The sequence below is a fragment of the Nocardiopsis xinjiangensis YIM 90004 genome, assembly GCF_000341145.1.
In the GTDB taxonomy this organism is placed as follows: domain Bacteria; phylum Actinomycetota; class Actinomycetes; order Streptosporangiales; family Streptosporangiaceae; genus Nocardiopsis; species Nocardiopsis xinjiangensis.
In genome coordinates this window covers 128,285-151,594 of record NZ_ANBE01000011.1, presented here as the reverse complement: position 1 = coordinate 151,594, position 23,310 = coordinate 128,285, and the positions used below count along the sequence as shown (strand labels likewise).

General features: G+C 66.6%; 13 protein-coding genes. 8 read left to right on the top strand and 5 right to left on the bottom strand.

The features are described 5' to 3' along the window. Positions 1–5: 5 nt before the first annotated feature. Both D473_RS0107910 and D473_RS27110 read right to left on the bottom strand, forming a co-directional pair. On the bottom strand, positions 6–2,345 hold the full coding sequence (locus D473_RS0107910) for an AAA family ATPase (protein ID WP_017608541.1): 2,340 nt from the start codon (positions 2,343–2,345) through the stop codon (positions 6–8). Positions 2,346–2,412: 67 nt separating this feature from the next. Next, complete coding sequence (locus tag D473_RS27110; RefSeq protein WP_152436789.1) at positions 2,413–3,966, bottom strand: hypothetical protein; 1,554 nt, start codon at positions 3,964–3,966, stop codon at positions 2,413–2,415. Positions 3,967–4,223: 257 nt separating this feature from the next. On the opposite strand from D473_RS27110, the gene D473_RS24380 reads away from it, so the two are divergent. From D473_RS24380 to D473_RS0107890, 3 genes are all read left to right on the top strand, one after another. Then, entirely contained in the window at positions 4,224–4,790 is a 567-nt protein-coding gene (locus D473_RS24380) for a hypothetical protein (protein ID WP_017608539.1), read from the top strand. A 224-nt stretch (positions 4,791–5,014) separates the two neighbouring features. Beyond that, positions 5,015–5,725 carry a DUF5710 domain-containing protein gene (locus tag D473_RS0107895; protein ID WP_051043003.1) on the top strand — a complete coding sequence of 237 codons (711 nt, stop codon included), beginning with the start codon at positions 5,015–5,017 and terminating at the stop codon, positions 5,723–5,725. 353 nt (positions 5,726–6,078) lie between these two features. Then, positions 6,079–9,594 carry an nSTAND1 domain-containing NTPase gene (locus D473_RS0107890; RefSeq protein WP_017608537.1) on the top strand — a complete coding sequence of 1,172 codons (3,516 nt, stop codon included), beginning with the start codon at positions 6,079–6,081 and terminating at the stop codon, positions 9,592–9,594. Positions 9,595–9,603: 9 nt separating this feature from the next. Here D473_RS0107890 and D473_RS0107885 read toward each other — a convergent pair whose 3' ends face one another. From D473_RS0107885 to D473_RS0107875, 3 genes are all read right to left on the bottom strand, one after another. Beyond that, complete coding sequence (locus D473_RS0107885) at positions 9,604–9,903, bottom strand: NIPSNAP family protein (protein WP_017608536.1); 300 nt, start codon at positions 9,901–9,903, stop codon at positions 9,604–9,606. A gap of 98 nt (positions 9,904–10,001) precedes the next feature. Further along, the gene (locus D473_RS0107880; RefSeq protein WP_017608535.1) at positions 10,002–10,184 is read right to left on the bottom strand and encodes a DUF397 domain-containing protein; all 183 of its coding nucleotides are present in this window, start codon (positions 10,182–10,184) and stop codon (positions 10,002–10,004) included. A gap of 3 nt (positions 10,185–10,187) precedes the next feature. After that, entirely contained in the window at positions 10,188–11,048 is an 861-nt protein-coding gene (locus D473_RS0107875) for a helix-turn-helix domain-containing protein (RefSeq protein ID WP_083917927.1), read from the bottom strand. Positions 11,049–11,274: 226 nt separating this feature from the next. On the opposite strand from D473_RS0107875, the gene D473_RS0107870 reads away from it, so the two are divergent. From D473_RS0107870 to pglZ, 5 genes are all read left to right on the top strand, one after another. Then, positions 11,275–11,874, top strand: coding sequence for an ATP-binding protein (locus tag D473_RS0107870; RefSeq protein ID WP_017608533.1), 600 nt, complete (start codon positions 11,275–11,277; stop codon positions 11,872–11,874). A gap of 211 nt (positions 11,875–12,085) precedes the next feature. After that, positions 12,086–12,331 carry a hypothetical protein gene (locus D473_RS0107865; protein ID WP_241474729.1) on the top strand — a complete coding sequence of 82 codons (246 nt, stop codon included), beginning with the start codon at positions 12,086–12,088 and terminating at the stop codon, positions 12,329–12,331. A gap of 180 nt (positions 12,332–12,511) precedes the next feature. After that, the gene (gene pglX, locus D473_RS0107860; RefSeq protein WP_241474728.1) at positions 12,512–16,234 is read left to right on the top strand and encodes a BREX-2 system adenine-specific DNA-methyltransferase PglX; all 3,723 of its coding nucleotides are present in this window, start codon (positions 12,512–12,514) and stop codon (positions 16,232–16,234) included. 267 nt (positions 16,235–16,501) lie between these two features. Beyond that, positions 16,502–20,329 (top strand): DUF6079 family protein, encoded by a 3,828-nt coding sequence (locus tag D473_RS0107855; RefSeq protein WP_017608530.1) that lies wholly within the window; start codon positions 16,502–16,504, stop codon positions 20,327–20,329. Then, on the top strand, positions 20,326–23,310 hold the full coding sequence (gene pglZ, locus D473_RS0107850; RefSeq protein ID WP_051042993.1) for a BREX-2 system phosphatase PglZ: 2,985 nt from the start codon (positions 20,326–20,328) through the stop codon (positions 23,308–23,310). Before D473_RS0107855 ends, pglZ begins: the two co-directional genes overlap by 4 nt.

Genomic DNA, 23,310 nt, shown 5'->3' with positions numbered 1-23,310 from the left:
GGTACTCACTGTCCGGTCAGCAGTGAAACTTGGTCGGTGAGGCCCAGCCTGGTGCACATCCCGTTGAAATGGTCGGGGTCCATCTGCTGGATCAGGGAGAACACGTCGGTGAGCGCGTCCCTGGTCTCCGGGTCGATCAGCTGCCAGTCGTCTCCCTTGGGGCTGCGGTGCGAGTTGTTGTGTACGTACGCCTTCAGCCGCTCCCGGCGGACGGACACGGACCCGGTGTTGCCCTTCAGCGCCTCATTCAACGCCCCCGTCACATCGGTCCCCTGTTTGGGGAGCTTGAACTGAAAGAAGTGCTCGAGGATCTTGCGCGCGTCGTTGGGGGTGGAAGTGGCCAGCTGGACATCGTCCTCGACCGACGTCGATCCGAGCGAGGCCAGCAGGTCTTGCGCCGCACGGTAGAAGACCAGGGCGTACTCGGTGCCGAGGGAGTTCAACTCCGAACCGGTCAGGTCGACCGGGTCCAGCACGGGGCGCCGTACGGTGCGGCTCTCGTTGTTCGGGTCTTGTTCGAGCCTTGACTTCATGATGTGCAGGGTGCGGTTCTCCGGCCACCTCTCCCGATTCTTCCCCCGGGTCAAAGAGTCCTGCCAATAACGGAGGAAAGTCGTGCTGTGCGTGAACACGAAGAGCTGGCGGCAATGGATACCCGGTTCCAGACGTGAGCTCAGTGTGGAGTAGACCGCCTTCATCAGGTGGTCGTCCAGGCTGGAGACCGGGTCGTCGATCACGACGATGGTGCGCTCCAGGTCGCGCCCCTGCTCGTGCAGGCTCTGGAGGAAGTAGAGCAGCGCGATCACCGTCTTCTCACCCTCACTCAGGTGCTGCGCTGGCTCCCCGTCGCGCAGGACCTGGTAGCGGCCGTCGACGTGGTCGAAACTCAGTTCCCTGCGCCGGAGCATGTGCGCGATGTCGTCGTTGAGTGTGGGAAGGAAGTGTTCGGGGTTCATCCCCTGTTCAGGGGTCTCCTTCAAGACGTCCTGACATCCGGCGAGTTCGATCTCGAAGGTCTTGATCTGCTTGTCGAGCGAGCCCTTCTCATCGCTGAACCCCTGCCAGGTCTCCCTGATGTCGTACAGCATGCGCTGGAAGCGGCGCTCGGCGGCCTGAGCACGATCGGCGTCCTGGTTGTCGACCCTTTTGTTGTGCTCATTGATGAGGCTCGCGAAGGCACTGATGTCGAGGGTGTGTACGGCGTCCTCGTCCAAGGGGGCGAGCGAGCGGAACATCGCCCCCCTCTTCTCGTCCAGGCTCTTGGTGAGTCGGCCCAGGTGGGAGAGGAACTCGTTGATGTTGTGCTGTGCCTGTCGGGCCGCGCTCTCGTAGGAGTCGTGGAGGTCTTCGAAGAACTGAGCCTCCCGGGGCAGTGCGTTGCCGAGCTGTTCAGTCTGGCTATGCAGTTCGCCGATGCGTTCGTGGAGTTGGGTGATCTCCGATTCGAGGCGGGTGTACCCCTCGTCGAAGTGCTCCTCCAACCTGCTGATGCGTGAGCGCGAGAGGGCGGAATCACAGAACAGACAGGTGTCCTCCCTGTCGTGCAGAGCCAGGCCCGTTCGTACCCAGTCGGACCGGGAGGGGGTGGCAGCCAATTCCTCGATCACGTTCGACATCGCGGTGCGTTGACGCACATCGTTGATCCGTGTCCGAAGGTCTCGGGTGGTCAGTCCGGTGCCTGTGGGCTCCGATACCGGTTTCCACGCTCGGCCGTGGAGCAAGGCCCGGTCCTGTTCTTCGAACCGCGTCAGTTCATCCAACGGAGTGGGTGGCTGATGCAGTGCCGCTTCGACGTGGCGCGCGTTGAAGCCCCTCTTGAACCGGGGGTTGAAGGAGGAGAGTTCGTTCACCGCGCTCGCACCCACCTTACGGAGGGTCTTCACACGGCCGTTCTCGGCCTTGTTGTACTGATTCTCGAGGTCCTGGATCTGTTTCGTCAGGTCCGGGATGCGTTCCAGGGCCTGCTCACGCTGCTTCTTCTGTTCGATGCTCGGCTCGCCGAAGTACATCAGCGCCGGTGCGCCGGTCTCGGCGTCCAACGAGTCGAACCTCAGGTTCCGCCGAACGTATTCGGCTCCGAAGACGCACACCTCGCCCCAGAGCCAGTGCCCCGGACCGTCGACCTTCTCCTGGGTCTCCTCGGCGCCGGGCTGGATGAGGAACTTCGCCCCGTGTGACCACTCGGCATCGTCCGGAACCCCGCTGAGCAGAGTGGCCAGAGTGCTTTTCCCTGTGCCGTTCGGCGCGTAGATGACATTCAGTCTCTGGAAGTCGACGGCCTGGGGGTGCTGCTTCCAACCCTGGTAGCAGCGGAAGTCCTTGACGTAGGTGATGCGTTTGATCATGGGGGCCTCGTCGCCGACGGTTACGGGGACCCCAGCGTGTCAGAGGAACGCAGGAGGCGTGGGGGTTTCACCGTGTCCGGCGGGAGTTGATCCGGTCGGCGAGCTCATCCAGGGAAGGCTCGGTTGCCCTCGGAGGGCCGGGTTTGCTCTTGGTCGGGGCGCGGCGAAGTTCCTCTCGGCGTTCACTGATGGCGGTTCGCAGCGTGCTGTCTTCCGACGGCGGAGACGAGCCGGCTCGTTGTGGGGACGCCGCTTGGTTCTGAGGCCGATCGCCTTGCTGCTCGTCCTGATCAGGTTCGGGAGAGGGGAGCGTTTCCAGAGCCAAGTCGATGAAGAGCTGGTCTGCCAGGACCAATGAGCCCCTGCGCTGACGGAGTTCCTCTCTGATCCGGCGTAGCCCGCTCTGATCACCTGTGTCGTAGGCCTTCTCTGCATCGGTGACGAGAGTGACCAGAGGAGTTTTTTGCAGTGACTGGAGCGGCGTGCTCTTTCTGGTCTCGGATTCCCTTCGGGCCTCTGCTTCCCTTCTGGCCTCGGCTTTGCTCTGGGCCGAGGTCCGATTCCGTGCCTCGCTGCGATCTGAAGGGAACCGCCTGGTCGAGCCCAGCGCGGTGGTGGTCCTCCTTGCAGTGGGAGACCGGTGGAGGGGATCACGCTTGCCGGCGGCCCGCCTCTTGCCGTGTTCGAGCTTGCGTGCAGCCCATCCGAGCAACTTCTCCGCTTTGCCACGAAAATTTTCGATGCCTGGGTCTTTGGAGCTCCGGAGTGCGTCGCGGAGCTGTTGGGAAAAGCGCCGTATATTTGCCCATTCGCCCCGTTTCAGAGAGACTTCCAAGCTGGTGACCAGCGGGTGTGGTTCGGGTTCCGGCTCTCGCGAGGAGGAGCTTTCACTGGGGACTTCCGTTGTGGACGCCTGTTGTTGCCGTGCCTGGAGCAGTTCCTCCATGCGCGGGGTCATGATGCCCTCGGGAGTGAGAGTGCACTTGTCGATCGGCTCCCATCGGGTCGACCCGCCGAGGCTGACCGTGCCGACCTCCAGGAGACGTTCCAGGCCCTTGGTGCGCATCCGAAAACGGAGGGCGACGTTGTTCTCGTGCAGGAGACGTCGGGTGAACTGCATGTTCTCCTGTACCAGCCAGGACGGGGACTGGTCCCGCATACAGGTGTAGAGATCGTCGAGCTCTTCGGTGCAGCGGGTAGAGAACTCGAAGAGGATAGCCGGGTGCTCGTCCGTGGAGGGCAGGATGACTCTCCGACAGGTGCCGCCGGATGCGAAGTCGCCGGTGAACTGTGGTTCCCGTGCGGGGCTGCCCAGGCTGCTCAACCAGCGGTTGGTCTGCTTGCTCGCGTACAGGTGGTCGGCGCTCTCGAGCCCACCGTGTTTTCGAGTGCACTCGTTGCCGGCGGCATGGTGTGCGAAGTGGCTGACCCGGTCCCGGTAGATCTTCTGGCTGAGTGGTCCGCCGCAGCCTCCCAGGAGGGAACCGCACCAGAAGGTGGACCGAAGGTGTCGCCTTCGAAACTTCTCTGCCTCTTGACGGTCCATGGGCAGATACACGGGATCGGCTGACTCGCGGTTTCCCAGAACGGCCGTCTGCACGAGTCTGTGATCGAGCACCATGATGAAGAGTTATCAGGCACACGGTGTCGGAGATAGAGCATTCGAACCGTTGGCCGGTTCCGGTCACCACGGGGACAATGCTTTGTCCTGGCACCCAGGGCCTCTGCCGTCTCCGACAAGGACCAGCAAGGCGTAGGAGGCAGGCCGTCTGTGCACACAGGGAACAGGGACGGCGTGGGCGTTGTCCGTCGGGGATCTGTAGGTTGTTTCCGTCACGGACCGTTTTCAACACCGAACGGAAAGAGAGCGCCGCCTGCATGGAACCGCAGCTTTGGGACAGGATGACCGCCTTCGTCAAGGAGACCCACGAAGTCCAGGGAGCTGATGCCGGTGGGGTCATTCCACCCACCGTGTTCCCGTTCCGCGAGGGGAAGCTGCTGGGGTTCGCTCGACTGCGGCCGGTACACCGCGGCGAGGACGCCCTCAGCGGTATCGCGGAACTGTCCTTTCTCCCCGCCGCCGGGGGCGCCGACGAGATCCTGGTCGCCTGGGAATCCCAGGACATCGCCGTGGCCTGTGAACTGCCTCAGCTCTATCCCTCTTCCTGCCTGAACCTGTTGTGGGCAAGCTCTGACGATCGGCTATTGCGCCGGATGCCTTACGAGGAGTACTTGCTTCCAGGCAGCACCGAACACGGAACCGCACGGGTGGGGTTCGACTGGGCTCCGCGGGAGAGGGACCTTCACGACCCCGAACTCGAACCAGCGATCGCCTCGCTGGTGGAATCCAGCTGGGATCCGATGGACCTGCCCCCAGCGAGTGCACTGCAGACCACCCAGGCATACATGGAGTCGTTGGGTTACCTGGTGGAGTTGGTGGCCTGAGGTGACCGAACCCGGCATGAGCAGACCAGGGCGGTGTCGAAGGAGTGCGCGGCTGTGGGATGGACACAAGGTCGGCATGGGAGGGGGGCGTGTGGCGGTCTCTCAGGTGCCAAGTATGGCAAGCCCGTGTGCGAAGGCCGGTTTCGGCCACTCGGTAGGGCCGATTTCCGTGCGCTGCCCTCGCTGGAGTGACTGCGCGATTACACCCCTACCTGAGGAGTATGGTGCCTGCCGAACGGATCTGGCTGGATGTTCCCTACGCGGAGAAGGACCTGGCGAAGGCGGAGGGGGCACGGTGGGATCCCCAGGCACGCCGCTGGTACGCGCCCAAGCCCGGCCTCGTGGGGTTGGAGCGTTGGGCGGCCCGGCCCGACCTCCCCGACCTGCTGCCGGGGGAGGAGCGCTCGCTCGGCTCGGGGCTGTTCGTCGACCTGGTCCCCACCACGTGCTGGTTCACCAACGTGCGTTCGTGCGTGTCCCAGCAGGACTGGGAACGATTGCGCCGCATGGTCGTGAACCGCGCCGGTCAGGTGTGCGAGATCTGCGGAGCCGGCGCCGAGCGGGAGGTCAAGCGCTGGTTGGAGGTGCACGAGAGGTGGACCTTCGACGAGCGGACCAGGATCCAGACCCTGCGCAGGTTGATCTGCGTTTGCACGCCCTGCCACACGGTCACGCACTTCGGCCTCGCCCAGGTACGCGGGATGACGGGTCAGGCGATGGCTCACCTGATCGCGGTCACGGGAGCGTCCCCGGCGGCGGCTCAGCGGCATGTCGATAACGCGTTCGCGTTGTGGGAACATCGATCGAGGGTGGTGTGGGAGCTGGACCTGAGCATGCTGACGGGCGTGGGGGTCACTGTTCAGCCGCCGCCCGAGGCCTGGCAGAGGGCACAGGATGCCCGAAGCGAGCTGTCGAGACAGCGAGCGTCGTGGTGATGCCGACGGGCTGGGCATCCGCTCGGGACGAGCGTTACCAGTGGGGAAGAAGGGTGCTGCGCTGCCTCTGAGGTGAGGAGCTTCGACGGGGTGGCGGTAGCTGAGCTATCCGGGTCGGGCGATTCACCCGACTCACTTGGAGAACCCTCAATGGGCCTCGGAGGCGGCGTTCTGACGGAGGTGCGTAAACACGCAGGCCCGAACCGCAGGGCTTTCCGGATGGCCGGAAGGGGACATCGGCTTTACCCTGACAACCCGTCACCGTAGGCTCACCGGGGGCGCGGACGCCTCACGGACTCGGGAATACGCGACCCCTCGGAGACGATGTGCGGCGACGCCAACGACTCGCCCTGATGCTGCAGCTGCTCCTCGTGTTGGCTGCCGGGCTACTGGGAGTGGTCACCAACTTCGCCACCGACGGGCGCCAGACTTCTCTTCCGCTCCGGCTGTTGGAACAGACCGCTGTTCCCGGCCTGGTCATCATCCTCCTGATCATGCTCGTCGGTCACTTCGTGGCCTACCGCTTGGAGAATCCGACCTCTCCCGAGTTCGTCTGGGAGCCGGGGCGCACGCCCTACCCCGGTCTGGCCGCCTTCCACGAGGACGAAGCCGCCGTCTTCTTCGGTCGGACTGCCCAGACCACCGAGGCCATGCGCCGCCTCAACGGTGCCGGCACCGACCCGCACGAACGCTTCCTGACCGTCATCGGTGCCTCCGGCAGTGGAAAGTCCTCTCTCGTCCAGGCCGGGATCCTTCCCCGGCTGAGGGGCCAGCGGTGGAACGTGCTGCCCGTCATGGTGCCCGGCGCCGACCCGGTCGGGGCACTGGCCAAGGTCCTGGCTTCGGCCAACGATCGAGCGCAGGCCGATGCCTACGCCCGTCGTATCCGACGCGACAGTGCTGAGCTCCTGACCCTTCTGAAGGAAGCGCTGCGCGCGGCAGGAGGGGCCCGCCGTACCGTGCTGGTCGTCGACCAACTGGAGGAACTGGTCACGCTCGGCGGCGAACACGACCGAACCCTCTTCCTGAACGCCCTGCGCGACGCTCTGCACGGAGATCGCCATCTGCGGGTGGTATCCACACTGCGCGTGGAGTTCCTCGGCGACCTCCTCAACGGTCGGGCCGCCGAACTGTTCACCAACCCCCTGGCTCTGGGCGCCCTGAGCCACCAAGACCTCGTCGAGATCATCGAACGTCCTGCCGAAACGGCGGGTTTCCGTTTCGAGGACGGTTTGGTCGAGCGCATCGCTGCCGACACCGGCAGCGGCGACGCCTTGCCCCTACTCGCTTACCTTCTCCAGGAACTCCACATCCGAGCCGGCGCTCGCGGGATCGCCACTGAAGCCGACTACCAAGCTCTCGGCGGCGTGGAGGGGGCACTGACACGCCACGCCGACCAGGTCACCGCCGAACTGCGCGCCGAGTCCGACCTCGACCGCATCCTGCGGGTTCTGCTGCGCTTCGTCACCGTCACCAACGGCGACGCCACACGGCGCCGAGTACGCCTGGCCGAACTCGACGCGCGCGACCGCCACGTCGTGGACGCCTTCATCGACGCCCGCCTGCTGGTCAGCGACCTCCACGAGGGCGGCCCCGTCGCCCAGGTCGCCCACGAGGCGCTCTTCCGTCAGTGGGCCCCGTTGCGCCAACAGGTGGAGGCGCACACCGAACGCCTGCGCCAGCGAGCTGAACTGGAGCGCTGGGCGGGCGACTGGGAGAGTTCGAGGCGCCACCCCGACTACCTGCTCACTGGCGCACGCCTGACCACCGCCGAACGTTGGCTGGAGGCCCTGCGCGAGAACGGTCAGGACACCCCCGCGCTCACCGCTTTCGTCGACGCATCCCGGCGCCGCGACCACCGGTTCCTGCGCCGGGTGTCCCTGTCGATCGCCGAGTACGTTCTGGCCGGTGTCGAGGAGCATCCCGAGCTCGCCGTCCTGCGCACCCTGGCCGCCCTGGAGGAGTGCGAACCCGTTCCGGTCGTCCGCGGCGCCCTGTTGTCCGCATTGGCCCACAGCCACTGCTCCGCCGTTCTCAACGGCCACACCGACACCGTCCGCAACCTGGCCTGGTCACCCGACGGAACGCGGATCGCCACCGCCTCGCGAGATGGAACCGCACGCCTGTGGGACACCCGTGGTGGGCTGCTCCGGGAATTGCACGGCCACATGGGCATGGTGGAGATGGTCTCCTGGTCACCGGACTCCCGACGTGTGGCGACCGCCTCCCGGGACAACACCGTGCGGTTGTGGGACGCCGACACCGGCCGGAGCCTACTGCGCTTCACCGACGCCACCGACGTGGTGCGGGGCGTCTCCTGGCGCCCTGACGGGCGCCACGTCGCGGCGGCCTCACGCGACCGTGTCGTCCGGGTCTGGGAGGCCGACACCGGCCGACTGTGCACACAACTGACCGGGCACACCGACAACGTCCTGGGCATCCGCTGGTCGCCCGACGGCACGCGCTTGGCCACCGCTTCCCACGACCGGACCGTCATCGTCTGGGACCTCGCCGAAGCCCGCCAGGCCGTCAGACTCGAGGGCCACCGCGACTTCGTCGAGGGGGTCTCCTGGGCCCCGGAGGGCGATCGGATCGCTACGGCCTCGGGTGACCACACTGTCCGGGTCTGGAACGCGGACACAGGAGAGCAGCTCCTTCTGCTGCGCGGGCACCGCGACCGCGTGTGGAACGTGGAATGGTCACCCGACGGGCGTCTACTGGCCACGGCTTCGGCCGACCGAACAGCCCGTGTCTTCACCGCCGACGACGCCGAGGAACGCACCGTTCTGCGCGGCCACACCGACGCGGTCTGGGGCGTGGCCTGGTCGCCCGACGGCACGCGTCTGGCCACGGGTTCCGAGGACGGCACGGCGCGCCTGTGGGAGATGGAACCCACGACCGTCGAGCACGTCGTCCATGAAGCGCAGGGGGCGGCGGTCAACGCCGTGGCCGCTCGGGACGGCGTGATCGCGGCCGGGTGCGAGGACGGGACCGTCCGCGTATGGGAACAAGACTCCGACCGCCCCGTGCACCTGCGAGGCCACACCGGGACCGTGCGCGATGCCGCTTTGTCCCCGGACGGCAAGGTTCTGGTCTCGGGCGGTATCGACCGGCGGGCCCTGCTGTGGAACCTGGAGACGGGCGAGACCGTGGCCGAACTGACTCACGAGGACGCCATTGTGGAATCGGTGGCTTGGTCACCCGATGGTGACCGTGTCGCGACCGGCGCCCAGGACCGGAGTATTCGCGTGTGGGACGCCCGTGACGGATCTCTGCTGGCTGTGCTGCGCGGACACCAGGACTGGGTCGTGGGCTTGGCGTGGTCGCCCAGCGGGCGCATGATCGCCTCCTGCTCCGACGACCGCACCGCACGCGTGTGGGAGTTGGCCACCGGCCGTGAGCGTGTGGTGCTCACAGGACACGAGAACTGGGTGGACGCCGTCACCTGGGCTCCCGATGAGACACACCTGGCCACCTCTTCAGCCGACTGGACGGTGCGGATATGGAACCTGGCCACGGGCCAGAGCGAACGGGTACTCACCGGGCACAGCGGCCGGGTACCCGCGGTGGCCTGGTCCCCCGACGGCAGCAGGATCGTCACCGCTTCCCACGACCGCACGGTGCGGCTCTGGAACGTGTGGGATGAGAGTGAACCCGTCACGGTGGGAGTGCACCGTGACCGTGCCCTCAGCGTCACCTGGAACGGTGGATCACGGCTGGTTGCTTCGGGTTCGGTGGACGGCACCGTGCGGGTGTGGGACGCCGACATGCCCTTGGAAGCGCTGTCCCGCGAGGCGCGGCAGCGCACATTCCGGGTCCTGACCCCGGAAGAGCGTGCCGCGCACCTGCTCGCGGTCGGCGAGGAGTGAGGAACGGGGTCAGTAGACCCGGGTGACCTCACGGACGTCGGTGGAGACCAGGTAGTCCTTGGGGTCCAGCACCATCGCCTCACGCTTGGGGGAGTCCCAGTACTGGCGGTTGCGCTCGGCGAAGGTCTCGGGGCCTTCGTAGGAGATCTCCCAGATGAAGTGGTGACGCTCCCGGTCGATCCAGGCGCCGCCGAGGGAGAACCCGAACTCCAGACGCAGGGGGACGATCTCCTCTTTCCAGCGCCGGACCCACTCGTCGAGCAGGCCTTCCCGGACGGTATAGGTGCGTACCTGAGTGGTGGCGGTCACGATGCTGCCTCTCACGGACGGAGGGCCGGCGCCCCGGCCCGGCGCCCCGGCCCGGGTGGTGCGGGCGGGGCGCCGCGGGTGAGGTGGTCGTTTCAGGGCTACGGGTGGGCGGTGCGGGCGAGGGTGAGGAAGGCTGTCCACTCGGAGGAGGAGAAGGGGAGGTGGCCCGCTTCCGGGTCCTTGGAGTCCCGGACAGCCGCGCCGCAGGGCAGGTCGGCGACCTCGACGCAGTTCTGATCGTGGCCGCTGTAGCTGCTCTTCCGGAACGTCAGGTAAGTCAATGGTCACTCTCTCAGTGAGTTCGCGATCTCCTGGATGAGAGTAGCGGACTGTTTGGTGCTCAGCGCAGACCCTTGCAGATCCCCATAGGTCACGTCATACCGCTCAACTTCATCTTCTTGCTCGAAGAAGACGGAACCAGCGATGGTCCCAACGTAGACGATGGAGCTGTCCCTAGGATCTGGGAAGTCCAGGATGGCGAAAGGTGCGGTTAGCCCTGCGTGCGATCCTGCCCGAAACGGTATGACCTGTACATCTACGTGTGGCATCTCCGCCATGTGCAGTAGATGCATGAGTTGTGTCTGCATGACCTCTGGCCCGCCGATGACTCGGCGTAGCGCAGCCTCGTCCAGGACAGCGCGCAGTCGTGCGGGTTGAACCCGGTTGAGGACCTCTCTACGAGCCATGCGGAAAGCGACTCTCTGCTCGATCTCGGGCAGGGACGTGTAGCGTCCGCCTTCGAAGAGCGCGTGGGAATATTCAGGAGTTTGCAGAAGACCCGGGATGCACAGGGCTTCGAAGGTCCGGATGGTTGATGCTTCGGCTTCGAAGTCTGGCAGAGCCCTGTCGTCATCGAAGAGCCCTTTGTACTTCGACCACCAGCCACGCTGCTTGGCGTCTTGGGCAAGTGCATGCAGGGCCTCTCGTGTCTGGGTGTCATGCACTTCGTAGAGGTTCAACAGCTTGTCGAGCGCTGCCGCTGGGACGGTCTTGGACTCAGCCTGTTCCATCTTGCCGAGGTTCGAACGGCCCAGGTCAGCGTGCTTGGCGGCTTCGGCGATAGTGAAACCTGTTTCAGCCCGAAGCCGTCGGAGCTCGGACGATAGGCGGCGCCGTCGAATGCTGGGGCTATAGGACGTTGGCATGGGGGAAGCCTAGCTGAGAGTTTTGGTGGATACCACTTTTTAGTGTTGACAATCGTGGATGCGCGAAGCACTATGAGGGTGTAGTCGGTGATCAGGTTCTCACGCAGAGTATCTGGCGAGCAGGCTACGCCGTGCCCCTTCCCGCTGAGCGGGAAACGCGAAGGCCAAACCCCTGCGGGCACGCCGACCCCAGTTCAACTCCCATGCGCGAAGGAGCTCGTTCGTCATGCCCGCAACCGCATCCGCGACCGCATCTCTGGCCGACCTGCCCGAAGTGACCGTCCCGCTCGGTGAGCTCGTCCCGCCCCGCTTCCGCCACTACTTCACTGGGCGCTCCGACCGTGCCCACTACCGAACCCGCCGCTACGACTTCGGCGGATTGACCCGGTACCTGCCCCTGGTGCGCGCCTTCCTGAGCACCTGCGCGGCCGAGCGCGATGACGATTACCGCTACCTGTTCACCCTGCTGGGCAGCGAGCTGGCCAACAACGCGCTGGAGCACTCGCGTTCGGGCCGGCCCTTCGGCACCTACAGCCTCACGTGTGAGCGCGGCCGGGACGGACTCCGCTTGACCTGCCGCGACCAGGGATCCAGCGACGGGACGACCGTGCCCTTCGGGCAGCGCGCACACCTGGCGGTCGCTCCGAACGCTCTGGGCCTGTCCGCCGAATCCGGGCGCGGGCTGGCACTGATCGATGCCCTGGCCACTTCGTGGGGAGACAACGGCATCCCCGACCGACGCCAGGTGTGGTTCTTCCTCGCCCATGACCTGAGCGGCAGCCTCTGGAACGCCGACCACGACGCCGGTCACGGCACCGACCTCTAGCAGTACCTCACGCCCCCGGACGTGAAACGGGCCCAGGAGAGCGCGCCAACGCCTCCCGGGCCCCAAACCCTGAAAACCACCACTGCGACATAGTGAGAAAGCAGGATCGATGACGCATCCTATCCCCGGGCCCCGACCCTCCAGCGACCCGCTGCACCGTTCGTTCCCGACGCTGCCCCAGCGTGGTCCGCTTGTGGGGCCCTTCTGCCCGATGTGCACGCACACCTCTTGCCGTCGGCGCCGGGCCCAGGAGCTGCCCCGCTTGGGCGGTCGGCTCGCCGAGTACGCCCGTGAACACTCCGAGGCCGCCGCAGCACAGCGACGGCACCCGAACGTGATCGTGTGGTTCGGGGAGTCCACGGGTTCGTTCTGGGTAGCTTCCTCCACCGGCCTGGCCGAGGTTCCCGACACGGCGCCCCTGAACCGGCTCCTGGCCCCCGACCCCGTTCATGCCTGACCCCGGACCTCGCCCTTACTGGTGGCGGCCGGTACCCACAGCGGGGACGGCCGCCACCACAGAACCCCCGGGGTAGGGCACGCACCCACGGGAGGGCCGCTGTACTGGATGCGGGAGCCGGTGCCAGGCGTCAGAATGAGGGGGTATCCCCTCGTCCCTCTCGTTGTGGTTGGAGCCTCTGTGGTCGATCAGGTAACGCTACTCAAGGACTTGCAGAAGCAGGTCCAGTTGTTGGAGAACGACCTCCGCGAACGTGGCCAAGATCCAACCGCGACCAAGGGGATCGACCCCGAGGGGAAGCCCGAGACCTTCAACGAGTACCTCAAGCGGGAGTACCGGAAGGCTCACGAGGAAAAGCGGACCGCTATCTCCGAAGGGGAGTGGCGGGAAGGCCAGATCACCCAGGCCGCAGTCGCGTGGGTGCTGTCCACGGTCTTCCTGCGCTTCTGTGAAGACAACGGACTCCTTGAACAGCCCTTCGTCGCCGGACCGAGGGATGAGGGCGACCGGTACGGCGTAGCCCAAGAGCTGAAGGAAGCATGGGTTCTCCAGGGCCGGAGCACGGACCCGGACGCGCCCGAGCGGACCGACCGTGACTGGTTGGAGCACGCCTTCGAGCAGATGAGCGTCTCCTCCGTCATGGCGGGGCTCTTCGACAAGCAGCACAACCCGATGTGGACCATCACCCCGTCGCACCAGGCCGCCAAGCAGCTCATCGACTTCTGGCGCGCGGTGGGAGAGGACGGGCACCTTGTTCATGACTTCACCGACCAGGACTGGAACACCCGTTTCCTTGGCGATCTGTACCAGGACCTGTCCGAGAGCACTCGGAAAAAATACGCGCTTCTCCAGACTCCGGAGTTCGTTGAGGAGTTCATCCTCGACTACACCTTGGAACCGGCGATCAAGGAGTTCGGCCTCGATGGCAACCGAATTTACCAGACGGACAACAAAGGGTTCCGCCTGATCGACCCGACCTGCGGATCAGGGCACTTTCTGCTGGGCGCTTTTCACCGACTTCTCGACAAATGGCGCGAGGCTGAGCCAGGCGCATCCGACTGGGACCTGATCAACCGCAGCCTGCGCAGTGTGCACGGTGTGGACAAGAACCCGTACGCGGTAGCCATCGCGCGTTTCCGTCTCCTCATCGCCGCGATGAAGGAAGGCGAAATAACTACTCTGAGCGCGAGTAACCCCGAGTGGCCCATCGTCGTGGCTACCGGGGACTCGCTACTCCATGGACGGGGCGCCCCACAGAGGCAGGAAGACCTGTTCGGTGCGGTAGGCCGCGTGCACCAGTACGCCTCTGAGGACATCTTCGAATACGAGGCCGAGTTCGACCTGCTGGGTGTAGCCAGTTACCACGCCGTAGTAGGAAACCCCCCTTACATTACGGCCAAGGGGGACAACCAAGAGAACCAGAACTACCGGAAACGTTACAGCAGCTGTAAAGGAACTTACGCTCTGTCGGTTCCGTTCGCGGAGCGCTTCTTCAACCTGGCCCGGCGCGCTGGCGGAGACAAGGTCGGGGCGGGTTTCGTGGGGCAGATCACCGCCAACTCCTTCATGAAGCGCGAGTTCGGGAAGAAGCTCATTGAAGAGTTCTTCCGGAATGAGGTTCGCCTCTCCCACGTGATCGATGCGTCTGGGGCGTTTATCCCAGGGCACGGGACGCCGACAGTGATTCTTTTCGGCCGCAACATGAAGTCTTCCCACACTGGGTCGATCCGAGCTGTACTGGGAATTCGCGGTGAGCCCGAGCAGCCGACAGTGCCTGCTGAAGGGCTGGTGTGGTCGGCTATCGTTGACCAGATTAGGGATTCCGGGGGTTCAGATTCTGAGTGGGTGAGTGTTAGGGAGTTTCCCTGGAAAGCCTTCAAGGTACACCCGTGGAGCTTGTCTGGTGGTGGTGCGGCAGCCGCCGTTCAGGAGATCGAGTCAGGTTCGCTGGCATTCCATAAGAGAATCGAAATGCCTGTGGGAAGGGCGATTCGCGCGGGGGCTGACGAGGCCTACATGCGCCCCGCGCGTTCGACTTATGCGCCGCTTGGTGCTGACCGGGGGCTCAAAGGCCTGGCAGTGGGTGAAGTAGTTCGAGACTGGGATTTGTCGCCTTCGGAGAGGATTTGGTATCCTTACGCTGTTTCCGATGAGTGCCTCTCCCGGATTAAGCTAGAGCTCTGGCCTTTGCGATCCGTTCTTGCTGCGCGGCGGACCTTCAAGGGGGATATGCTAGATGCTGGACTCCAATGGTGGGACTATATGCAGCACACTGCATCGGCTTATACTTCTCCTTTGTCAGTTGTTTTTGCTTTTGTGGCGACGCATAACCACTTTGTGCTCGACCGAGGGGGTAAGGTCTTCAACCGTTCGGCTCCGGTGATCAAGTTGCCGGAGGGGTCGACGGAAGAAGAGCATCTGGAGTTGCTGGGAGTGCTGAACTCCTCGGCGGCGTGCTTTTGGCTCAAGCAGGTGTGTCATGACAAAGGTGGTGGCGGAATCGGGGGTGGCATTGCAAGTGAAGAGTGGGAGAAATTCTACGAATTCACCGGTACCAAGCTCAAGGAATTCCCGATTCCCTCTCAGCTGCTACTGGCCCGTTCGAAGGAAATCGACTCCCTCGCGCAGAAGCTGTCCTCTCTCGAACCCTCCGCTCTGGTCGAGTCGACCACCCCCACAGCTGACACCCTCCGGGAAGCCCACTCCGAGCACACCGCAACCCGCCGCCGGATGATCGCGCTCCAGGAAGAGCTCGACTGGGACGTCTACCACCGCTACGGCCTCATCACCGATACCCAGCTCGCCGAGCTGACCATCGACGACACCGCTGACGTCCCCGCCATCGACCTGGGGGAGCGGGCCTTCGAGATCGTGCTCGCCCGCAAGATTGAGGCCGGCGAAGCCTCCACCGAGTGGTTCAACCGGCACAACTCAACCCCCATTACCGAAATCCCCTCCCACTGGCCGGACGCCTACAAGAGGGTCGTCGCCAACCGCATCGAGCTCATCGAGTCCGACAAGAACATTAACCTCCTCGAACGCCCCGACTACAAGCGCCGGTGGCAGTCCGAGCCCTGGGAGAAGAAACAGCAGGCCGCGCTCAAGTCCTGGCTCCTGGACAAGTGCGAGGACCGGCGTCTGTGGTTCACCACCGACGACTACGGTGACGAGCGCGCCCGTCCCCTCTCCGTTCGGGTGCTGGCCAACCGGGTCCGGGACCTGTTCCCAGAGGCCGCCGAGGTTGCTGCGCTCTACGACCCCGCCAAGGATTTCGGCGAGGTCGTTGAGGAACTCGTCAAGACCGAGCACGTGCCCTACCTCGCCGCTCTGCGCTACAAGGACACCGGCATGCGCAAGCGCGCCGACTGGGAGCACGTGTGGGACCTCCAGCGCGAGGAGGACCGGCTCAACACCGACCTGGCCGAGGGCGAGAAGGAACACCGCCTGGACATCCCAGTCCCGCCCAAGTACAAGCCCGCCGACTTCCGCAGGAACGAATACTGGTCCAACCGGGGCAAGCTCGACGTGCCCAAGGAGCGTTTTGTCTCCTACCCGGGAGCCGAGACCGACACCGACCCCACGCCCGTACTCGGCTGGGCGGGCTGGGACCACGCCCAACAGGCCGACGCCCTGGGCACCCTCGCCCACCAGCGCCTGGACGAACTCGGCTGGGGCAAGGACGCCGGCACCCGCGACAAGATGGTTCCGTTCCTGGCCGGGATGCTCGAACTCCTGCCGTGGGTGCAGCAATGGCACACCGAGACCGACGACTACGGGGAGACCCCCGCCGACCACCTCAAGGAAGACCTCGCCGAGCTGCGCGAGGCCACCGGCATCACCGAGTCGGAGATGACCGGCTGGCGGCCGCCCGCGCCCGTGCGTGGACGGCGCAAGAAGGCCTGAACCCACACCCAGGTCGGCGGGGCCGAGCCCGCCCGCTACCTCGGGGCGGTCCTGCACCCCGGGCCGGGGACACCCTCCGTGGAGGTCTCCGGCCCGGGACGGACCGGACGCCACTGTCGGCCCTGAGGCTTAGGCTGGAAGCCTCGCACCACCGACGGAAACCGCGATCCTGCCACCGGACGCCCGCTCCCGCGCCCCCGCTGCGCCCGGTCGGCCGGCCCAGCGGTGTCCGTGTCCGAGCAGACCGCAGAAAGGCGCGCCCCGGAGATGACCACCCCTTCCTCTGGTTCGAGCGGCACCGGCCGAGTAATCAGCGACCTGATCGAGATCCCCCTCGCGGTCCAGGACGGTGACCTGGTCGTCAAGCTCACCGAGAGCACCTCCACCCGCCAGGCCCAGGCCCTCGACGAGTACGTGGTCACACCCCAACTGGCGGAGAGCTTCGAAAAGGCCCTGGAGACCATCCGTTCCTCGGTCATCGAGCACAAGTCCCAGGCCGCCTACCTGCACGGCTCCTTCGGTTCCGGTAAGAGCCACTTCCTCGCCGTGCTCTCGGCGATCCTGGACCACCACCCCGACGCCCGCGCGAAGCCAGGGCTGGGCGACCTGCTCGCCGAACACGACAACTGGCTCCCCGACACGAAATTCATCGAGGTCAAGGCCCACCTCGTCGAGGAGGACGTCTCCATCGAGGCCAACATCCTCGGCGGTTACGTGCGCCAAGTGCAGCGGGAACACCCGGGCGCACCCGTCCCCGCCGTCTACCGGGCCGATGGCCTCCTGGACGACGCCCGTGAACAGCGCTCCCGGATGGGGGACGAAGCCTTCATCGCCCTGCTGCCGACCCGCGCCGACCCCGGAAGCGGCGAGTCCGGCGATGCGTCCGACGGCGGCGTCTGGGGTGACTTCGCCACGCCCTCGGCCTGGAACACCCAGACCCTCGACGAAGCCTTCGCCATCCACCCCGAGACCGAGGTCTCCACCGACCGCGCCCTGCGCGAGGAACTCATCAGCGCCCTGCTGAGCGGCCCCTTCAAGCGCTACGCCGACGCCGTCGGCGACTCCAGTGGCGCCTACCTCAGCATCGACGAAGGCCTGTCCGTCCTCAGCCGACACGCCAAGGAACACCTGGGCTGCGACGCCGTCGTCCTGCTCCTGGACGAGCTGATCCTGCGCTTCACCGCCTTCATCGGCGACGAGGGCCGCATCAGCAGCGAGGTGCAGAAGATCGCCAAACTGGTCGAGTCCTCGCACAGCCACCGTCCCGCGCCCATCATCAGCTTCATCCCCCGCCAGCGCGACCTGCGCGAACTGGTCGGGCTCGGGGGCGGAACCGAAGGCATCTCCCAGACCATCAGCTACTGGGACGGCCGCTTCGGGGACATCAAACTCGCCGACGCCAACCTCACCGAGATCGCCCGCCAACGCCTCATCAAACCCCGCAGCGACGAGGCCGCCGCCGAGATCGACGAGGCCTTCGAACGGATGCGCAACAGCCGGGCCGAGGTGCGCGACACCCTTCTGGACAGCGGAGGCGGTGCGGACACCAGCACCTGGGAGGACTTCCGCAGCCTCTACCCGTTCAGCCCCGCCGTGCTGCACGTGCTGGTGGAGATCTCCTACGCCCTGCAGCGCCAGCGCAGCGCCATCAAGCTCCTGCTCGAACTGCTGGTCAAGTACCGCACCACCCTGCCCGTCGGGCAGGTCGTGCCGCTCGGTGCGGTCTTCGACGTCCTCATCGAGGGTGAGGCCAAACCCTTCAAGGACCACCTCAGCTCCGAATACGCCAAGATCAGCACCTTCTACCGCGACAAGGTCCGCCCCTGGCTGCTGGACAAGCACGGCAAGACCGAGGCCGACATGGCCGCGCTCGACGTGCGTGAGCCGCTGCGCCGCGACGACCTGTTGGTCAAGACCCTCCTGCTGAGCGCCCTGACCCCCCACGTCCCCGCGTTCAAGGACCTCACCGTGGGCCGTGCAATGGCACTCAACCAGGGCATCGTCAAGGCCCGCCGCGAAGGCCAGGACGTCAAGGCGGCCACCAGGTTCTTCCAGGACATGGCGGCCCAGTTCGGTGAGGTGCGGGTCGGCGCGCAGAGCGACAACCCGACCCTGTCCCTCAACTTGCTCCGGGTGAGCACCGAGTCCCTTGAGCGCAGCGCCTACCCCGCCGCCAACGATCAGGCCTTGCGCCGGCTGTTCAAACGCCTGCTGTGGCAGCAGCTCGGCCTGGAGCCCGGCGCCGAACACAGCAATGTGGTCTGGCGCGGCACCCAACGCACCGTGGAACTGGTTTTCGGGAACGTGCGCTCCACCGACGACCTGGGCCGTGAAGAGTTCCGTCCGGTCGCGGCCAATGCCGTCCGGGTGGTCACCGACTACCCCTTCGACGAGGCCGACGCCAACCCCGCCTCGGACCGCCAACGGGTGCAAGACCTGCGCGAGGAGTTCGACGAGGCGGTCCCCGGCCTGGTGTGGCTGCCCACCTTCCTGTCCCCGGGCAAACTGGAGGACGCCCGCCGCATCCTGATGATGGACTACCTGCTGCAACCCAACGTCATCGAGGAAAAGGCCCCCGACTGGAGCAGCGAGGACCGCCGCGAGGCCCGCGCCCAGCTCGACAACCAGCGCAACCAGCTGACCAACCAGATCACCAACCTGCTGCGCGGCGCCTACGGGCTCGTGGAGATCGACCGCAACAGCACCGACTACGGGGCCCCCGCCGACCCGCACATCGAACCGCTGCCGCAGGGCCTGACCATCCCCCTGGAAGCGGGCAGCCAATTCCCCGCCGCACTGGAGCGCGTCACCACCAAACTCCTGGACCACCTCTACCCCGAGCACCCCGACCTGGCCCACCCCACCAGGAATACGGCGCTGCGGCGCACCGACCTGAGCACCGTGCTCAAGGCGGTCGAGGAAGCCAAGGCCGACAAACTCAACCGGTACGAGGACGTACCCAAGAGCGACCTGCCGGTACTGCGGCGCATCGCCGGTCCGCTGCGCATCGCCACCGTGGGTGAGGTCTTCGTATTGCGCGACGACTGGCAGCTGGAGATCGACCGCTTCGTCAAGGTCAACATGCCCACCAGCACCGACGTGCGGGTCGGTGACCTGAAGAAGTGGATCCGGGGCCGCGAGGACGGCCAGGGGCTGCCCGAGGACATCGTCGACCTGCTCGTCATGGTCTACGCCGTACAGAGCGACCGGCTCTGGATCCGGGCCGGCAAGCGCTACACCGGCGCGGAGATCGGCCGGCTCGCCGACGAGATCGTGCTGCGCCGCCAGGAACTGCCCTCCGAAGAGGACTTCGCCCGCGCCAACGAGCGCGCCCAGCGCGTGTTCGGGCTCACCGCCCAGCCGCTGCCCAACAGCCGGTCCGTGCAGAGGCTGGCCGAGCAGCTCAAGGAACGGGCCCACCGGCTGCAGGCGGGCAGCGAACACCTGGTGCGCGAGCTCACCAAACACGCGCACCTGCTCGGCCTGGACGAGGACGCCCCGCGCCTGCGCACCGCGCGTGCCGCCGACGAGCTCCTGGGGAGCCTGGCCGGACTGACCGACGACACCGCCCTGGTCAACGAGCTCGGCCAGGCCGACCTGCCCGAAGAGGGCGGGGTCTACCGCACCGGGATCGACGGGGCGGGCCAGCTCGCCCAGGCCCTGTCGGCCGCGCGGTGGGACCTGTTGGAGTCGCTGGAGCCCATCATCAGCGCGGGCGGGCAGCACTCCACTCGGGCCGAGCAGATCCTGACCCGGCTCAGGGAAGCAGCACGCCACAACGAGAGCAGCCGGCGTCTGGCCACAGAACTCAGCAGGGCCAACAGCGACGCCAGCGCGCTCAACAACCTGATCGTGCGCGAAGCCGCGGCAGCGACACCGGCTCCATCCACGCCCCAACCGGACGGCGGTACCACGCCGCGGGAGACCGGCGTGCGCGTGGAGAACGAACCGACCCTGCCGAGCGCGCCCTCCGGCCGGCCTTGGGTCACCCTCACCCCCGGCGCCGACATCGACACCGTGGTCGCCGACCTGCGGGCCGAGCTCGACATCCCCGAGGGTGCGCGCATCCAGATCAGCATCCGGGAGGCCGAGTGAACAGCTCAGTCGAACACGGAGAGCCCGCCCGGCCAACCTCACCCGCCCTGGGACAGGTGAACGCCGAGGCCGTGGCGGGCGCCCTGGAACGCGCCTTGGACGCCGAGGCCCGCCGAGTGGACAAAGGACATCCGCGCTCCGGTGCCACCGCCCTGGCGCTGTCCGCGAACCCGCGTTGGGACGGATCCGCCCGCCTGACCGTCCACATCCAGACGGGCGAGGGCGCGAGTGAGCCACGTTCCGTGCGTGTGGTGGGCGCCGACAGCGTCATCTCCCTCGTGTACGCCCTCAGCGGTCACGACGAGGACACCGACCACGTGGTGGTGCTCACCCCACTCGAGTCGGCCGACCTCGGCGAGGCCCTCCTGGGCCGCTTCCTGGGTGAGGAAGTCGTGCGCTTGGACAACTGGGAACTACTGCGCACCGAACTCAAGGTCACCAGCATCGACCCCCGGCTGTACACGGGACGGTTGAGCTGGCTGGCCGACACCCTGCGCAACATTCGGTCCGCCCACCAGTTCAAACTGGGCACCGGCGTCCTCAAACTCGAACAGGCGCTCTCCATCGCCGTGTCCGTACGTTTCGGGCGCAGCCCCGGCGAACAGATCGACAGCGCGGCCCTGCTGGAGTGGACCCGAAACCCGGCCTCCGTGGCCGCCTTCACCCACCTGCACGAGGACGAGAGGGACGAACTGCGTGCCGAGGTGGAGCGGACCCTGGGCGCGGTGCCCCGAGTGCTGTTCAAACTCCTGGACCGCGACCACGCCTTGGACGCCGTGCCCATCGGACTGGCCCTGGCCCAACTCGACGAGGCCGCCCAGGAGGACCGGCCGGGTGCCGACCGGGAAGCCGCCCGCACCGCCCAACACGCCCTCATCCGCGCCCAGGAACGCTACTTCGGGGCCAACCAGCCCGGGGCCAAGGACCTGAAGGACTTCGGCAACGCCTGCACCGCAGCCCTGATCCGTCTGCTCGACGGATCCGAGGACGCGCAAGCCGACGAAACCGTGCGCCGCGCCGAAGAACTCCTCTTCCAACTCAGCGCCTCCCACGTCGCCCAGGCCAGCAGCCTGCTCGACGCCGGACTGCACAGCCGCCTGGCCGGCCTGGGACGGCAGATCAGCCTCGCCCTGGGCGAGGACGGCCTGCCCCAGCCACAGGACCTGCGGGAGGTCGAGGAAGCACTGGTGCGGCTGCGCGAGCACCGCCGCCACACCGCCCGGGACAAACAGGACCAGGCACGGGCCGCCACCAACGCGGTGCGCCTCCTGCGCCGCCTGGCCCTGGGTTCCGCCGACCGGCCACTCGGGGCCGAGACCCCCACCACCGCCCACGCATGGATCCAGACCCACGTTCAGCAGACGGGTTGGGTGGACCGCGCAGCTTCGGCCATCCGGCACCACGGTGGTCAGGTGCCCGCGTTCGACCAGGCGCTCGGCACACTGTACGGACGGGTCCGCCACTGGCGGGCAGAGGTCGACGCCGAGTTCGCCACCGCGGTCAACAGGTGGAACAGCGCACACGCACCCACCGACACCCAACTGCGCTCCGAAAACCTCCTCAGCCGGACCGCTCGCCCCCTGGCGCAGGACCAGGCGCCGCTCATCGTCGTCCTGGACGGCATGAGCATGGAAGTGGCCGTGCAACTGGCCGAGGACATCCAAGCGGGCGGGCGTCTGGCCGAGGTCGGCCAGACCCGGAGCGGAGATCGTGTCGGTGCGCGTGAGGGCGCTCTGGCCACCGTTCCCTCCACCACCAACTGTTCCCGGGCCTCGCTGCTCACCGGGTCCCTCACTGTCGGCAAACAGGACACCGAACGCACCGGGTTCACCGCCCTGTGGTCCCAAGCGTCCTTCGGCAGCCGCAAAGCGGTGCTGTACCACCAGCGTGCCCTGGAGACGGGGGCCGGGGCCCACCTTCCGGCCGCCGTCCAGGAGCACCTCGACGAGGGCGAGACCGTCGTCGGTGTCGTGCTCAACACCATCGACGACGCCCTCTCCCGTGGTCGGGAAGGGGACGAAGCCACCTGGACGGTCAAACAGATCGGCAAGCTCGGCTCCTTGCTCGACGCCGCCGCGCGAGCAGGCCGCCCCGTCCTGATCACCTCCGACCACGGGCACATTTGGGACCGCGGAGAGGCCACCAAGACCCACTCGGGGGAGTCGGCCCGCTACCGCACAGGCCAACCCGGCGAAGGCGAGATCCTGGCGACCGGAGACCGGGTCCTGCTCGGCGACGGCACTCTGGTGGTGCCCTACCGCGAGGACATCCGCTACACCGACCGCAAGGACGGCTACCACGGCGGGTTCTCCGCCGCGGAGATGGTCATCCCTGTGCTGGCGTTCGTGCCCGTCCTGGACACCGCCCGGCGCGGCCGGGGAGGGAGCGCCGGCGACTCCACCCCGCGCGGTTGGCAGCGGCTGACACCGGCCGAGGTGGAACCCGTGTGGTGGTCCCAGCCCTTGGAGAACACCTCCGCGAGCGGTCCCGAAAATCGGATCAGCCATGGCAGCGGCCAGTCCACGCAGGCGGGTTCCCCCACGGAGCCTGTGTCCTCGGGTGAAGGATCGCCGGCGACTACGGGGGGAGCTCGTTCCCGAAGGAAGAACCAGCTCGAGCAGACCCCGGCCCTGTTCGGCGACGAAGCCACCACCCCGCCCAGCTTGGGCACGAAGGTGGTCGAGACCGCCGTGTTCGAAGCCAGCCGTGCCCGGGTCGGCCGGGCCCCGGCAGCCGAGGAGATCGCCGCGCTCATCGACGCCCTCGCGGCCGTGGGCGGAACCCACCCGCGCCTTCCCGTCAGCGCCTCCTCCCGCGCGGCAAGCGGCCCCGAAAGCCACCCGAGGGCCGTGCGCTTCCTCAAGATGGCCGGCAAGGTCCTCAACGTGGAGGCCTACCCGGTCCTGACCCTCACCGACGGCGACCGTAGCGTCGAACTCAACACCGCCCTGCTCCAGCAACAGTTCCTTGGAAGGGATTGA